Consider the following 14,911-nt stretch of genomic DNA (forward strand, 5'->3'; position numbering starts at 1 on the left):
CCTCAAGCGTCCCAGAGGGCCCCGAAGGCGAGGAGCTCGGCCCGGTACTCGATCCGTCCGGTCCACTCGGCGGGCCAGGCGCCGGCGCCGTGGTGGGCACCGGCGAAGGCCCCGGCGAGGCAGGCGATCGAGTCGGAGTCGCCGGATGTGCAGGCGGCCCTGCGCACTGCGGTGACCGGCTCGTCGACGCATTGCAGGAAGCAGAGCAGAGCGGTGGCGAGTGCCTCTTCGGCGATCCAGCCCTCGCCGGTGGCCAGGCACGGGTCGGTCTCCTGGTTGGCGCGTTTGAGGGCGCCCTCCAGGCGTTCGAGGACGGCGAGGCACTCGTCCCAGCCGGGGGTGATGAAGGCGCGCGGCGTGGCCGCCCCGCTCCGCTTCCACAGCTCGCCGAGCCAGCGCTCGTGGTAGGTCTCGCGGTTGTCGTACGCGTAGGAGCGGAGGAGTCCGACGAGTCCGGTCGGCTCGGCGCCCTCGGCGAGCAGCCGTACGGCGTGCGCGGTGAGGTCGGAGGCGGCGAGGGCCGTCGGGTGGCCGTGGGTGAGCGCGGACTGCAACTGGGCGGCGCCCGCCCGCTCTTCGTCGCTCAGGCCGGGGGCGAGGCCGAGGGGTGCGACGCGCATGTTGGCGCCGCAGCCCTTGGAATGCAGCTGGCTCGCCTCCTGCCACGGCCTGCCGGTCTTGAGGAGGTGGCAGGCCTTCAGGCAGGTGTTGCCGGGGGCGCGGTTGTTCTCCGGCGACTGGTACCAGTCGACGAACTCCTCGCGCAGCGGCCGCTCGAGCCGCTTCGGGCCGAGGGTGCCCCGCTCCATGGCGGTGCGCAGGCCGCGGGCGAGCGCCAGCGTCATCTGGGTGTCGTCGGTGACGATCGCGGGCCGCGGCAGCTCCATCTCGCGCCAGGGGCCGCACTTGGCGAGGATCGAGGGGACGTCGTTGAACTCGGTCGGAAAGCCGAGGGCGTCACCGAGGGCGAGCCCCATGAGGGATCCGGTGGCGGCACGTTTCGGGGCGTTCACGAGGGCTGTCCTTCCGGGGCCGGGCGGAGCAGGGGCGGGTGCAGGGTGGTGGCGGTGCCCGCCCGGAAGAGCGCGGCGGGCTTGCCGCGGCCGCCGGTCAGCCGGGCGGCGCCGGGGATGGCCTCGACGAGGCCCGGTGTGCCGACCACCTTGCGCCGGAAGTTGGCGGGGTCGAGCTCGGCGCCCCACACGGCCTCGTAGACCTGGCGCAGCTCGCCGAGGGTGAACTCGGGGGCGCAGAAGGCGGTGGCGAGGCCGGTGTACTCCAGCTTGGCGCCGACCCGGTCGTGGGCGTCGGCGAGGATCCGGTCGTGGTCGAAGGCGAGCGGCCGGTAGGTCGCCGGGCGGTACGGCAGCCAGGCGGCGCGGGCCGCGTCGCCGCCCCCGCGCACCTGGGGCGGGTCCGGCACGAGCGCGGCGAAGGCGACGGAGACGACCCGCATGCGCGGATCGCGGTCCGGGTCGCTGTAGGTGCGGACCTGCTCCAGGTGGAGCCGTCCGGCGTCCGCGATGCCGGTCTCCTCGGTGAGCTCCCGTGCGGCGGCCTGTTCGGCCGACTCGTCGGGAAGCACGAATCCGCCGGGCAGGGCCCAGCGTCCCGCGTACGGGTCCTGACCGCGCTCGACGAGCAGGACGTGCAGCACGCCGTCCCTGACGGTGAACACCGCCAGGTCGACGGTGACGGCGAAGGGCTCGAAGGCGTACTTGTCGTACTCCTGCATGCGCCACCACCCCCCTCTCTTTATGGTCTCGATGACTATAAAGAGAGGGGGGTGGTTCGGGCAAGGGAGTCCCGCCGGTCTACAGGTCGACCTCCTGCATCAGCATCCCGACCTCCGTGTTGGACAGGCGCCGCAGCCAGCCGGACTTCTGGTCGCCCAGGGTGATCGGCCCGAAGGCCACCCGCACCAGCTTGTCGACGGGGAAGCCGGCCTCGGCGAGCATGCGCCGCACGATGTGCTTGCGGCCCTCGTGGAGGGTGACCTCGACCAGGTAGTTCTTGCCGGTCTGCTCGACGACGCGGAAGTGGTCCGCGCGGGCGTACCCGTCCTCCAGCTGGATGCCGTCCTTGAGCTGCTTGCCCAGGTCGCGCGGGATCGGGCCCACGATGTGCGCGAGGTAGACCTTCTTCACGCCGTACTTGGGGTGGGTCAGCCGGTGCGCCAGCTCGCCGTGGTTGGTGAGCAGGATGACGCCCTCGGTCTCGGTGTCGAGCCGTCCCACGTGGAACAGCCGCGTCTCGCGGTTGGTCACGTAGTCACCGAGGCACTGGCGGCCCTCGGTGTCCTCCATGGTGGAGACGACACCGGCCGGCTTGTTGAGCGCGAAGAACTGGTACGACTGGGTGGCGACCGTCAGGCCGTCGACCTTGATCTCGTCCTTCTCGGGGTCCACGCGCAGCCCCTGCTCCAGGACGATCTCGCCGTTGACCTCGACGCGGGCCTCGTCGACCAGCTCCTCGCAGGCACGGCGCGAGCCGTAGCCCGCGCGGGCGAGGACCTTCTGCAGGCGCTCGCCCTCCTGCTCGGCGCCCGGGAAGGTCTTGGGGAGGCTCACCTTGGGCTTGCCCGCGTACCGCTCGCGGTTGCGCTCCTCGGCCCGCGCGTCGTACTCACGCGAGGTGGCGGGAGCCCAACGGCCCCGTCCGGCGCCCTGGCCCTGCCGGGGCCCGCCCTTCGCGCCGCCGCGGGCGGAGGCGCCACGGCCCGACTTCGGACCGTCCTGCGTGCCGCCGGAGCCCACGTCGTAGCGCCGCTCCTCCGGACGCGGCTTCTTCGGGCGGCCGCTGCCGCCCTGCTTGTCGTCGCGGTTGCCGCCGGCCCCGCGGGGGTTGCCGCGGCCGCCGCCGTTCCCGCCGCGGCCGCCGCTGTTGCCACCACGGCTCCCGCCGTTGTTTCCGCTGCTGTTCCTGCCGCTGCTGCTTCGCATCAAAAGTTCCGTCTAGTCGACTGTGTCCTCGTAACCCGGCGCATCGGGTGCGTCCGGATCGAACGACGGGACACCCTCCAGTGTGTCTCCCTCGATCGCGTCCGCCTCGGGGAGGAAGGGCGCGAGCTCGGGGAGCTCGTCCAGGCCGCGCAGGCCCATCCGCTCCAGAAAGTAGTTCGTCGTCCTGTACAGGATCGCACCTGTTTCGGGTTCCGCGCCCGCCTCCTCCACCAGACCCCTCTGGAGCAGGGTGCGCATCACGCCGTCGCAGTTCACCCCGCGCACCGCGGAGACCCGCGAGCGGCTGACCGGCTGGCGGTACGCGACGACCGCGAGGGTCTCCAGAGCCGCCTGGGTGAGCCGTGCCTGCTGCCCGTCAAGGACGAAGCCCTCGACGGCGGCGGCGTACTCGGGGCGCGTGTAGAACCGCCAGCCGCCGGCCACGAGCCGCAGCTCGAAGCCGCGCCGCTGCACGGTGTACTCGTCGGCCAGCTCGCGCAGCGCGTCCGCGACCTCGCGCCGGGGCCGCTGCAGGATCTTGGCCAGGTGGTCCTCGGTGGCCGGCTCGTCGACGACCATCAGGACGGCCTCCAGGGCGGGCCGCAGCTCCAGGTCCGCGACCGTCGCCGCGCCCGCCGGGTACTCGCTCACGCCTTCTCCTCCATCGGCTCGGGCGGCCGGTCGAACTCGTCGGTCACGGTCGGCTCCCCGGCGCCGTCCCCGCCGGTCCACCGGACCATGAGCTCCCCCAGGGGGTCCTCCTGGTCCAGGGTGACGGCCTTCTCGCGGTAGAGCTCCAGGAGGGCCAGGAACCTGGCGACGACCGTGAGGGTGTCCCCCCCGTCCTCCACGAGCACCCGGAAGCTCGTCTCGCCGTGCTCCCGCAGCCGGGCGATCACCAGAGAGGCCTGCTCCCGCACGGAGACCAGCGGGGCATGGATGTGTTCGACGTACACCTGCGGCTTCGCGCGCGGCTGCATGGCCTTCACGGCGAGCTTCGCGAACCCCTCGGCCCCGATGCTGATGACGACTTCCGGCAGCAGCTCGGCGTGGTGCGGCTCAAGGCCCACGGTCCGCGGATGGCGCCGCGCCTCCGCCTCGAGCCGCCCGCTGAAGATGTCCGCGATCTGTTTGTACGCGCGGTACTGCAGGAGCCGCGCGAAGAGCAGGTCCCTGGCCTCCAGAAGCGCGAGGTCGGCCTCGTCCTCGACCTCGGCGGCGGGCAGCAGCCGCGCCGCCTTGAGGTCGAGCAGGGTGGCGGCGACGACCAGGAACTCGGTCGTCTGGTCCAGGTCCCAGTCGGCCCCCATCGCCCGGATGTGCGCCATGAACTCGTCGGTCACCTTGGAGAGGGCGACCTCGGTGACGTCCAGCTTGTGCCGGGAGATCAGCTGGAGCAGCAGATCGAAGGGGCCCTCGAAGTTGGCGAGCCGGACCTTGAACCGCCCGTCGTCGGGCTCTGCGGGCTCGGAGGGTTCGGCGGGCGCGGGCTCAGGCTCGGCGGGAGCCCCGGGCTCCGCGGCCGGCGCCGGCTCCGGCTCCGGCTCCGAGGGAGCGGACCCGGGTCCACGCCCCAGAGCACGCCGGCGGGCGGGCGGGGCGGATTCATCGTTCAGGCGCATCGCCGGTGAACGCTACCCCTACCGCCCGCGAAGCCGTCGTACGAGAATGCTCGCGTCCCCGCGCGACTCCAGGTCGGCGAGGACGACGGCGACCGCCTCGCGCACGATGCGCCCGCGGTCGACCGCGAGGCCGTGCTCGCCGCGCAGCACGAGCCGCGCGTGTTCGAGGTCCATCAGCTCCTCGGCGGAGACGTACACGGTGATCTTCTCGTCGTGCCGCTCGCGCCCGCTGGGCCGCCGGTTGGCCGCCCGGGCCCTGCGCCGCGCCTGCGCGGTCGACGAGCCGCCCGACTTGCCGCCCGGTGAGGCGGCCGAACCTTCCTGCGCGGACCGGCGCCCGGCGTTCTTCTCGCCCTCCGCAGCCGCGCGGCTGCGCGACTCGGCCCCGGACTCCGCGTCCGCGGCCGTGTGTTCGGCCGGCTCGCCGCCGTCGCCCTGGACCGCCGTGTCCTCGGCCGCCGCCGTCTCGTCGCTCTCGCCCGCCGGAGCGGGCACCCGCGCCTCGCCGTTCGCCTGGCGCCGCGGCGTCGACGACTGGAGGGCCATCCCCCCGGTCGTGCGGAACAGTTCGTCGGCCCCGGGCAGACTCACTCGGCGTGACACCGGGCGAGCACCTCCCTGGCGAGCTGGCGATAGGCGGCCGCGCCGACCGAGTTGGAGGCGTACGTCGTGATCGGCTCGCCGGCGACCGTGGTCTCCGGGAAGCGGACCGTGCGGCCGATGACCGTGTGGTAGACGTGGTCGTCGAAGGCCTCGACCACGCGCGCGAGCACCTCACGGCTGTGCACCGTGCGGGAGTCGTACATGGTCGCGAGGATGCCGTCGAGCTCCAGGTCGGGGTTGAGCCGCTCCTGGACCTTCTCGATGGTCTCCGTCAGCAGGGCGACACCGCGCAGCGCGAAGAACTCGCACTCCAGCGGCACGATCACCTTGTGAGCCGCCGTCAGGGCGTTCACGGTGAGCAGGCCGAGCGAGGGCTGACAGTCGATCACGATGTAGTCGTAGTCCTGCATGAGCGGCTTCAGGGCGCGCTGCAGCGTCGACTCGCGCGCGACCTCGCTCACCAGCTGGACCTCGGCCGCGGACAGGTCGATGTTGCTGGGCAGCAGGTCCATGTTGGGGACCGCCGTCTTCAGGAGCACCTCGTCCGCGGACATGCCGCGCTCCATGAGGAGGTTGTAGACCGTCAGGTCGAGCTCCATCGGGTTGACCCCGAGGCCCACGGAGAGGGCGCCCTGCGGGTCGAAGTCGACGAGCAGGACCCGGCGTCCGTACTCCGCGAGGGCCGCGCCCAGGTTGATGGTCGACGTCGTCTTGCCGACGCCGCCCTTCTGGTTGCACATCGCGATGATCTTCGCGGGACCGTGGTCGGTCAGCGGGCCCGGGATCGGGAAGTACGGCAGCGGGCGGCCCGTGGGGCCGATGCGCTCGCGGCGCTGACGGGCGGCGTCCGGCGCGAGCGTGGCCGCGTACTCCGGATCGGGCTCGTACTCGGCGTCGGGGTCGTAGAAGTGCCCCTGGGGCAGTTCCTCGTAGTCGGCGAGGTGGGTGTGGGTGTTATCGCCACTCCGGTCGCCGGCCATGGCGTTCACGTGATGGCCATCCATGCTCTGGGGTGCTGACTGTGTCGGCTGGGGGCTCTGCCGGGCTTCGAAGGTGCGGACAGCGACCGAGCCGACGGCCTCGAGCCCCACGGGACCCTGGTCCCGCACAGACGTTCCTGGTTGACCACCCCCGGGAGCAAATGTCGACTCATTCACAAGTCGTCTTACCTCCTTGGTGACCAGGAAATTTCTCGATAGGTCAGCGTGGCACCATGCCGACGGTTGGCGACTCTATGGCGTGTCACCGCTCCACAGCAACACAATCCGCCGGACCCGGCCCGATGTGTCGGCAACGGAACACCCTTGTGTCAAGGGTGTACGGCTCGTCATCGCGACGTTTCGAGGGTGCGCGAATCGGTTAAAGGGTTACGTTCAAGGCCAGTTGAGCGTGTCCACACTGATACGCATACGGCCGGACCCCTCTCAAGGTCCGGCCGCGGGCGTGAGATTGACGACTTTCGTTGACGAAAGTGTCGTGAGACCGACCGGAGTCGGCCTGCTGGGTCAGCCGAGGAGCGACTCGAGCTCCACGTGCTCGAGACCGTGGGCCTCGGCGACCTCCTTGTAAACCACCTTGCCGTCATGCGTGTTGAGGCCGAGCGCGAGCGCCGGGTCGCGGCGCAGGGCCTCGACCCAGCCGCGGTTGGCCAGCTCGACGATGTACGGCATCGTCGCGTTGGTCAGCGCGTAGGTGGAGGTGTTCGGGACCGCGCCGGGCATGTTGGCGACGCAGTAGAAGACCGAGTTGTGGACCGGGAAGGTCGGCTCGGCGTGCGTGGTCGCGTGCGAGTCCTCGAAGCAGCCGCCCTGGTCGATCGCGATGTCGACAAGGACACTTCCCGGCTTCATGCGGGAGACGAGCTCGTTGGTGACCAGCTTCGGGGCCTTGGCGCCCGGGATGAGGACGGCGCCGATGACGAGGTCGGCCTCGAGGCAGGCCTTCTCCAGCTCGAAGGCGTTGGAGACGACGGTCTGGATCTTCGTGCCGAAGATCTTGTCGGCTTCCTTGAGCTTGTTGATGTCCTTGTCGAGCAGGGTCACGTGGAAGCCCATGCCGATGGCGATCTGCGCGGCGTTCCAGCCGGAGACGCCGCCGCCGATGACGACGGCCTTGCCGGCGGCCACGCCCGGGACGCCGCCCGGCAGCACGCCGCGGCCGCCGTTGGCGGCCATCAGGTGGTAGGCGCCGACCTGCGGGGCGAGGCGGCCCGCGACCTCGGACATCGGGGCGAGCAGCGGGAGCGCGCGGTTCGCGGTCTCCACGGTCTCGTACGCGATGGCGGTGGTGCCCGACTCCAGGAGAGCGTCCGTGCACTCCTTGGACGCGGCCAGGTGCAGGTAGGTGAAGAGCGTCTGGTCCTTGCGGAGGCGGTGGTACTCCTCCGCGATGGGCTCCTTGACCTTCAGGAGCAGGTCCGCGGTGGCCCAGACCTCGTCGGCGGTGTCCAGGATCCGGGCGCCGGCCGAGACGTACTCGTCGTCCGTGATCGAGGAGCCGACACCGGCGTTCCGCTCGATGACGACCTGGTGGCCGTGGCGCACCAGCTCATGCACGCCGGCGGGGGTGATGGCCACCCGGAACTCGTTGTTCTTGACCTCGCGGGGGATGCCGACCTTCATCGTCGATCACGGTCCTTGGCTCAGGGGATTTCTCGGGCAGTGCAACGCATACCGGTGCACGTGGGGGCGCAACGGGAGACACCGCGGAGGTACGCGGCGGAGCCAGTCTAATGAAGGATTTCTCGCTGTCTAGCCTTCCAATACTTCAATCTTCTGCGGATGCACTGCGGATTTCGTAGGCGGAAGGCTCCGCTCCACCATTCCTTTCAAGCCTCGCGACCTGCGGGAGCTCTTCTCCCAGCATGCGCTCGGCCGCGCTCCGGTGCAGCCGGGCGGCCGCCGGGTCCCCGAGCCGCTCCAGGGTGTCCGCGAGACGGAGCTGCAACGCCGCCTGCAACCGCACGTCCTCGGCCTGCCGCGCCCACTCGACGGCCTCCTGGCAGGTGCGCAACGACTCCTCGGGCCGGCCCGCGTACTCCTGCACACGTGCCATCTCGCTCAACGCCCGCGCCTGGGCCGCCACATCACCGTTCCTGCGGTGCCCGGTCACCGCCGAACTCCAGTTGCGCAGCGCCTCCCCGTAGCGCCCCGCGTAGGTGTGCACCGTGCCGATCCGGCCGTACAGCCGGGCGGCGTCGACGCGCTCGCCGCGGGCCAGCCGCTGGGCCAGGGCCCGGCCGAACCAGTCGGAGGCCCGCGAGAAGTCCCCCAGCTCCTGATAGGCGCCGCCTACGGATTCCATCGCGCGGCCGGTCGCGTAGGGGTCGCCCGCGGCCCGGCCGGCGTCCAGAGCGGCCCGGTAGCGGGTCAGCGCCTCCCGGGTGCGTCCCGTCTGTGCGTCCAGGTCGGCGAGGTTCAGCAGCGCCGCGGCCTGCTCGCGCGGCAGGTTCCGCCGCTCGGCCACGTCGAGGACAAGGCGGTGGATGCCGTACAGCTCGGGAGCGGCGGCCTGGGTGCCGCGGTGCGCGACCAGCGCCCGGGTCAGCGCCGCCATCAGCCGCCGCGCCAGGGTGTCGAGCTCCCCGTCGGCGACCGCGAGCCGGGCGGCGGCCAGCAGCGCGGGCTGCCGGATCCGCAGCCACTCGGCGGCGGCCCGGGGGTTCGGGAAGCGCAGCGCGCGCGGCAGCCCGGCGATCTTCTTGCGGGCGGCGGAGCCGTCGGGCTCCGTGACGGCCCGGCAGGACTGCAGCAGCCGTACGGTCCGCTCCAGCATCCGGGCCGTGGCGAGCTGCACCTCGGCGGGCCGGTCCTGGCTCTCGATGCGGGCCCGCAGCAGCGGCACCAGGCAGCCGGGCACCTCGTACTGCGGGATCGGGGACGGCACGGCCCGCACCAGGCCGAGCCCGACGAAGTCGTCGAGGGTGGCCTTGGCCCCGGAGACCGAGCACCCCGCGAGCGCGGAGGCGGTGTGCGGGTCGACGTGGCCGGCCGGGGCGAGGGCGAGCAGGCGCAGTATCCGGGCGGCCGGCGAGGAGAGCGAGTCGTAGGTGTGGGCGAAGACACGCGCGAGGGCCGAGCCCTCCTCGGTCCGGTCGAGCAGCCGTTTGGCCAGGTCGGCGACGGCGGCCTTGGGCCGCTCGGAGAGCCAGCCGCCGGCCAGGACGAGCGCCGCGGGGTGGGCCGCGCAGACCTCGACGAGGGACTCGGCGGCGCGCGGGTCGACGGTGATGCGGACGGGTCCCGCGGCGCGGGCGAGGAGTTCGACGGCGGCCTCCTTGTCCAGGCCGCCGAGCGTGCACGGCCGCACGTCGGGGATGCCGGTGAGCGGCCCCTCGGCGACGGCGACGACCAGGCAGTCGGGGGCGTCCGGCAGCAGCGCGTCGACCTGCTCGGCGTCGGCCGCGTCGTCGAGGAGGAGCAGCGCCCTGCGGCCGGCGAGCGCCGCCCTGAGGGTCTCGGTGAGGTCGTCCTCCGCGGCCCCCGGCGGGGCGGGCACGCCCAGGGCGTCCAGGAGGTCGCGGGCGGTGCGCTCGGTGGGCACCGGGCTGCCGTCGGGTTCGGTGAGGTGGGCGCGCAGCACCCCGTCGGGGTAGGAGTCGGCGAGCCGGCGGGCGAGTTCCTCGGCGAGCGCGGTGCGGCCGGAGCCGGGGCGGCCCGCGACGAGCAGGACGCGCGCGCGGGGGGCCTTGCGGCCGGAGAGGGTGTCGAGCCCCGCGCGGTCGATGTCGGCGCGGAGCTCTTTCAGCTCCCGGCGCCTGCCGACGAACCGATCGCTCGTCGACTCCGGCGGGGCGCTCGCGGGCGCCGGCACCGCACCACCCGCCGCCGCACCGTCCGTGTCGACCGCCTGATCCGTCACGGGCCACGCTCCCGTCCGCCTGCGCACGAACCCGCCGGGGCTCCGGGCGGGACGCTTTCAGAGCCTAGTTCAGGCCCGGCGCCCCTCCCGGTCGCGCAGCACGCACAAGTCGCCCGATCGGATCAGTGGATCGTCACACCGGACGGGATCGGTCCCCTCACGCCTCGAAGGGGCGGGCGGGCCAGGGCGCCTCGGCCGGGCGCAGCGCGTCGAGGCCGTCGCCGTTCCGGGCGGCGACCAGCGACAGCACGCCGACCACCAGGCAGTTGTTGTGCAGCTCGCCGGCGAGCACCCCGCGGACGAGCTCGTCGAGGGGCACCCGGGCGAGCTCCATGTCGGACTCCTCCTCCTCGACCTCGAAGCGCTCGCCCTCGGCCTCGGAGAGATCGCGGGCGAGGAAGACGCGCACGGCCTCGTCGCAGCCGCCGGGGGTGGTGTAGACGTCGGTGAGGACCCGCCAGTCCTCGGCCTTGACATGGGCCTCTTCGTAGAGCTCGCGCTGGGCGGCGTGCAGGGGGTTCTCGCCGGGGACGTCGAGGAGGCCCGCGGGGATCTCCCAGAGCTTGTGGCGCACGGGGTGGCGGTACTGGCGGATGACCAGGACGCGGCCCTCGTCGTCGAGCGCGAGGACGGCGACCGAGCCCGGGTGGACCTGGTAGTCGCGGCGGGCGACGGAGCCGTCGGGCATGACCACGTCGTCGGTGCGGACGGAGGTCTTGTTGCCGACGAACGGGGTCTCCGTCGCCGTGACCTGCCACTCCTCGGCGGTGTCCTTGATCGTCATGCCCTGTCCTCCCACACGTGCAAACGACAAACCGGGGTGCGCGTCCCGTGAGACGCACACCCCGGCAACCGTAACGCGGCCGGTGTTACTTTCCGGACTTGCCGCCCTGCTTGGTCCGGCCCTGCTGCCGCTCGACGGCCGCCTTCACCAGGCCGGCGAAGAGCGGGTGCGGGCGGGTCGGACGGGAGCGCAGCTCCGGGTGCGCCTGGGTGGCGACGAGGTAGGGGTGGACCTCGCGGGGGTACTCGACGTACTCGACGAGCTTGCCGTCCGGGGAGGTGCCGGAGAAGAGGATGCCGGCCTTCTTCTCCAGGTCCGCGCGGTAGGCGTTGTTCACCTCGTAGCGGTGGCGGTGGCGCTCCTCGACGTACTCCTTGCCCTCGTACACCTCGCGCACGATGGAGCCCTCGGCGAGCTTGGCGGGGTACATGCCCAGGCGCATCGTGCCGCCCATGTCACCCTCGCCCGCGACGATGTCGAGCTGCTCGGCCATGGTGGAGATCACCGGGTGGGCGGTGGCCGCGTCGAACTCGGTGGAGTTGGCGTCGGGGATGTCCGCGAGGTTGCGGGCCGCCTCGATGACGATGCACTGCAGGCCCAGGCAGATGCCGAGCAGCGGCACCTTGTTCTCTCGGGCGTACTGGATGGCGCCGACCTTGCCGGAGACGCCGCGGTCGCCGAAGCCGCCGGGGATCAGGATCGCGTCGCAGTCGGCGAGCTGCTTCTGGGCGCCCGCCGGCGTCTTGCAGTCGTCCGAGGTGACCCACTTGACCTTGACGCGGGCCTTGTTGGCGAAGCCGCCCGCGCGCATCGCCTCGGTGATCGAGAGGTAGGCGTCGGGCAGGTCGATGTACTTGCCGACGAGCGCGACGGTGACCTCGTGGAGCGGGTTGTGCACGCGGTCCAGCAGGTCGTCCCACTGCGTCCAGTCGACGTCGCGGAAGGGCAGGTCGAGCTTGCGCACCACGTAGGCGTCGAGGCCCTCGGTGTGCAGGACCTTCGGGATGTCGTAGATCGACTTGGCGTCGATGGCGGCGACCACGGCGGCCTCGTCGACGTCGCACATCAGCGAGATCTTGCGCTTGATGGCGGTCGGCACCTCGCGGTCGGCGCGCAGCACGATGGCGTCCGGCTGGATGCCGATGTTGCGCAGGGCGGCGACGGAGTGCTGGGTCGGCTTGGTCTTCAGCTCGCCGGAGGGGCCGATGTAGGGCAGCAGCGAGATGTGCACGACGAAGACGTTGTCGCGGCCGACCTCGTGGCGGACCTGGCGGACGGTCTCCAGGAACGGCAGGGACTCGATGTCGCCGACGGTGCCGCCGACCTCCGTGATGACCACGTCCACGTCGTCCGTCGCCATGCGGCGGATGCGGTGCTTGATCTCGTTGGTGATGTGCGGGATGACCTGGACGGTGTCGCCGAGGTACTCGCCGCGCCGCTCCTTGGCGATCACCTGGGAGTAGACCTGGCCGGTGGTCACGTTCGCCGAGCCGTCGAGGTCGACGTCGAGGAAGCGCTCGTAGTGGCCGATGTCCAGGTCGGTCTCGGCGCCGTCGTTGGTGACGAACACCTCACCGTGCTGGAAGGGGTTCATCGTGCCCGGGTCGACGTTCAGGTACGGGTCGAGCTTCTGCATCGTGACGCGCAGGCCACGCGCCTTGAGGAGCGCACCGAGGCTGGAGGCAGTCAGACCCTTGCCGAGGGAAGAGGCGACACCCCCGGTGACGAAGATGTGCTTGGTCGTCTTGGATTTGGGCTGCATGGCCAAGAGGGGGCTCCCGTGGTCGCGGTCTGGAGGTGCGTACCGGCGCCGTCATCCGGGATTCGGGGAGGCGCCGTCGCTGCGGTTCGGGGGTTCTATGACCACCGGCTCACGGGCTACCAGGGTATCAGCGACGGAACGAGCCCGCTTCCGGCCACGCTCCGCCATCGGGCACACACGGCTCGGTCACGGAACGGGCACGTCCGCACTCGGGGCACGAGACGTGCGTGGTCCCACTTTTCCCTGGCACACTGCCTCTCACCTGCCGCTCACCCGTTCGGCGGAGGCGCGTTGCCGGGAGGGGCGCGCAGATCACCGACGTGCGTCGTATCCTGCTCGGACACTCGCTGCCGAGCCCCTCCGGCACACGGCACCATCCCGCCTTGCACCCGGAACAAGCGCTCGTCAACGATCACTTGACCGCTGACCAATAAGCGCCCCGCGGGGCGAACGTGGCCGTTCGACTGGAGATGCACGTGGCCGGGCGCATCGAGGACTACGCACTCATCGGAGACATGCAGACCGCTGCCCTGGTCTGCCGGGACGGCACAGTCGACTGGCTGTGCCTGCCCCGCTTCGACTCCCATGCCGTATTCGCCGGCCTGTTGGGCACCGAGGAGCACGGCTTCTGGCGCCTCGGGCCGGCGTACGGCCAGGACGCACAGCCACCCGCTGCCACCCGCCGCTCCTATCGCGGCGACTCGCTGGTGCTCGAATCCGAGTGGGACACCACGCGCGGCACCGTCCGCGTGATCGATTTCATGCCGCCGCGCGACACCGACGCGCCGCAGCTCGTACGCATTGTCGAGGGAGTCAGCGGGCGGGTGCCGATGCGGTCGGCACTGCGCATGCGGTTCAGCTACGGCCGGGTGGTGCCGTGGGTCCACAAGGTCGACGGGCGCACCGTGGCCGTCGCGGGCCCCGACTCGGTGTGGCACGACACGACCGCCGAGACCTACGGCAAGGACCTGACGACCTACTCGGACTTCACGGTGGCGCCGGGTGAGCGGATCGCGTTCACCATCTCGTGGCAGCCCTCGCACCGGGACCAGCCGGCGCTGCCGGAGCCGGAGGCGGCGCTCACCGCCACGGAGGACTTCTGGCGGGAGTGGGTCGACCACTGCACGTACCACGGGCCCTACCGCGAGGCCGTGGTCCGCTCGCTGATCACCCTGAAGGCGCTCACGTACGCGCCGACCGGCGGCATCGTCGCGGCCCCCACCACCTCGCTGCCCGAGGACATCGGGGGCTCGCGCAACTGGGACTACCGCTTCACGTGGCTGCGCGACGCCGCGATCACGCTGTCGTCGCTGCTGCGCACCGGCTACCGCGAGGAGGCCCGCGCGTGGCGCGAGTGGCTGCTGCGCGCGGTGGCGGGCGACCCGGAGAACCTGCAGATCATGTACGGCATCGCCGGTGAGCGCGAGCTCGGCGAGACGGAGCTGGACTGGCTGCCGGGGTACGAGGGCTCGCAGCCCGTCCGGGCGGGCAACGGCGCGGCGCACCAGCTCCAGCTCGACGTGTACGGGGAGACCATCGAGGCGCTGCACCTGGCGCACATGACGGGTCTGGCCCGCAACGACTACGCGTCGCTGCTGCAGCTCCGGCTGATCCGCTACCTGGAGGACCACTGGGACGAGCCGGACGAGGGCATCTGGGAGGTGCGCGGCCCGCGCCGCCACTTCGTGCACTCCAAGGTGATGGCGTGGGTCGCGGTGGACCGCACCATCAAGCTCATCGAGTCCGGTGACGCGGACGGGCCGCTGGACAAGTGGCGCGATCTGCGCGACGACATCCACCGGGACGTCTGTGAGAAGGGTTACGACCCGGAGCGGAACACCTTCACGCAGTCGTACGGCTCCAAGGAGCTGGACGCCTCGCTGCTGCTGATCCCGCAGATGGGCTTCCTGCCGCCCGACGACAAGCGGGTGATCGGCACGATCGAGGCGATCCAGCGGGAGCTGTCCACGCCGGACGGCTTCATCCTGCGCTACCCCACGGCCGGTGACGACGAGGGCGTGGACGGCCTGGAGGGCGACGAGGGGGCGTTCCTCGCCTGCTCGTTCTGGATGGCCGACGACCTGGCGATGATCGGCCGGGTGGACGAGGCCCGCAAGCTCTTCGAGAAGCTGCTGGCGCTCCGCAACGACCTGGGGCTCCTCGCCGAGGAGTGGGACTCCGCCGCCCAGCGTCAGGTCGGCAACTTCCCGCAGGCCTTCAGCCACGTGCCGCTGATCGACACGGCGCTGCGGCTGACGGCTTCGGGGGCGTACGGGGGGTAGCGGGCCTCCTCGATTCCGGACGGCGACGGGCTGCGGCCCGTCGCCGTCCGCGTACC

12 protein-coding genes are annotated in these 14,911 nt (G+C 71.7%); 1 reads left to right on the plus strand and 11 read right to left on the minus strand.

Translation table 11 applies throughout. The features are described 5' to 3' along the window. Window positions 1-2: 2 nt before the first annotated feature. The 11 genes from ACZ7DY_RS36200 to ACZ7DY_RS36250 all read right to left on the minus strand — a co-directional run bounded on the left by ACZ7DY_RS36200 (window position 3) and on the right by ACZ7DY_RS36250 (window position 12,573). Complete coding sequence (locus ACZ7DY_RS36200; RefSeq protein WP_471143493.1) at window positions 3-977, minus strand: ADP-ribosylglycohydrolase family protein; 975 nt, start codon at window positions 975-977, stop codon at window positions 3-5. Between the two features lie 32 nt (window positions 978-1,009). Then, window positions 1,010-1,735 (minus strand): NUDIX hydrolase, encoded by a 726-nt coding sequence (locus ACZ7DY_RS36205; RefSeq protein WP_471143430.1) that lies wholly within the window; start codon window positions 1,733-1,735, stop codon window positions 1,010-1,012. A gap of 79 nt (window positions 1,736-1,814) precedes the next feature. Then, the gene (locus ACZ7DY_RS36210) at window positions 1,815-2,942 is read right to left on the minus strand and encodes a pseudouridine synthase (RefSeq protein ID WP_471143433.1); all 1,128 of its coding nucleotides are present in this window, start codon (window positions 2,940-2,942) and stop codon (window positions 1,815-1,817) included. A gap of 12 nt (window positions 2,943-2,954) precedes the next feature. Beyond that, a complete protein-coding gene (gene scpB / locus ACZ7DY_RS36215) occupies window positions 2,955-3,593 on the minus strand; it encodes an SMC-Scp complex subunit ScpB (RefSeq protein WP_471143435.1) in 639 nt (212 codons plus the stop codon). After that, a complete protein-coding gene (locus tag ACZ7DY_RS36220; protein ID WP_471143438.1) occupies window positions 3,590-4,564 on the minus strand; it encodes a segregation and condensation protein A in 975 nt (324 codons plus the stop codon). The genes scpB and ACZ7DY_RS36220 overlap by 4 nt, the downstream gene beginning before the upstream one ends. An 18-nt stretch (window positions 4,565-4,582) precedes the next feature. Continuing rightward, on the minus strand, window positions 4,583-5,167 hold the full coding sequence (locus ACZ7DY_RS36225; protein WP_471143440.1) for a hypothetical protein: 585 nt from the start codon (window positions 5,165-5,167) through the stop codon (window positions 4,583-4,585). Then, window positions 5,152-6,324, minus strand: a complete 1,173-nt coding sequence (locus tag ACZ7DY_RS36230) for a ParA family protein (protein ID WP_384546000.1) — start codon at window positions 6,322-6,324, stop codon at window positions 5,152-5,154. The genes ACZ7DY_RS36225 and ACZ7DY_RS36230 overlap by 16 nt, the downstream gene beginning before the upstream one ends. A gap of 348 nt (window positions 6,325-6,672) precedes the next feature. Then, complete coding sequence (gene ald, locus ACZ7DY_RS36235) at window positions 6,673-7,788, minus strand: alanine dehydrogenase (RefSeq protein ID WP_471143442.1); 1,116 nt, start codon at window positions 7,786-7,788, stop codon at window positions 6,673-6,675. Between the two features lie 145 nt (window positions 7,789-7,933). Further along, window positions 7,934-10,027 carry a tetratricopeptide repeat protein gene (locus ACZ7DY_RS36240; protein WP_471143445.1) on the minus strand — a complete coding sequence of 698 codons (2,094 nt, stop codon included), beginning with the start codon at window positions 10,025-10,027 and terminating at the stop codon, window positions 7,934-7,936. A 157-nt stretch (window positions 10,028-10,184) separates the two neighbouring features. Next, on the minus strand, window positions 10,185-10,811 hold the full coding sequence (locus ACZ7DY_RS36245; protein WP_471143448.1) for an NUDIX domain-containing protein: 627 nt from the start codon (window positions 10,809-10,811) through the stop codon (window positions 10,185-10,187). A gap of 85 nt (window positions 10,812-10,896) precedes the next feature. Then, complete coding sequence (locus ACZ7DY_RS36250) at window positions 10,897-12,573, minus strand: CTP synthase (RefSeq protein WP_471143450.1); 1,677 nt, start codon at window positions 12,571-12,573, stop codon at window positions 10,897-10,899. A 470-nt stretch (window positions 12,574-13,043) separates the two neighbouring features. Between ACZ7DY_RS36250 and ACZ7DY_RS36255 the strand changes: the two genes are divergently transcribed. Continuing rightward, window positions 13,044-14,855, plus strand: a complete 1,812-nt coding sequence (locus tag ACZ7DY_RS36255; protein WP_471143495.1) for a glycoside hydrolase family 15 protein — start codon at window positions 13,044-13,046, stop codon at window positions 14,853-14,855. Window positions 14,856-14,911: the final 56 nt, after the last annotated feature.

The organism is Streptomyces sp. NPDC037013, from assembly GCF_055607265.1.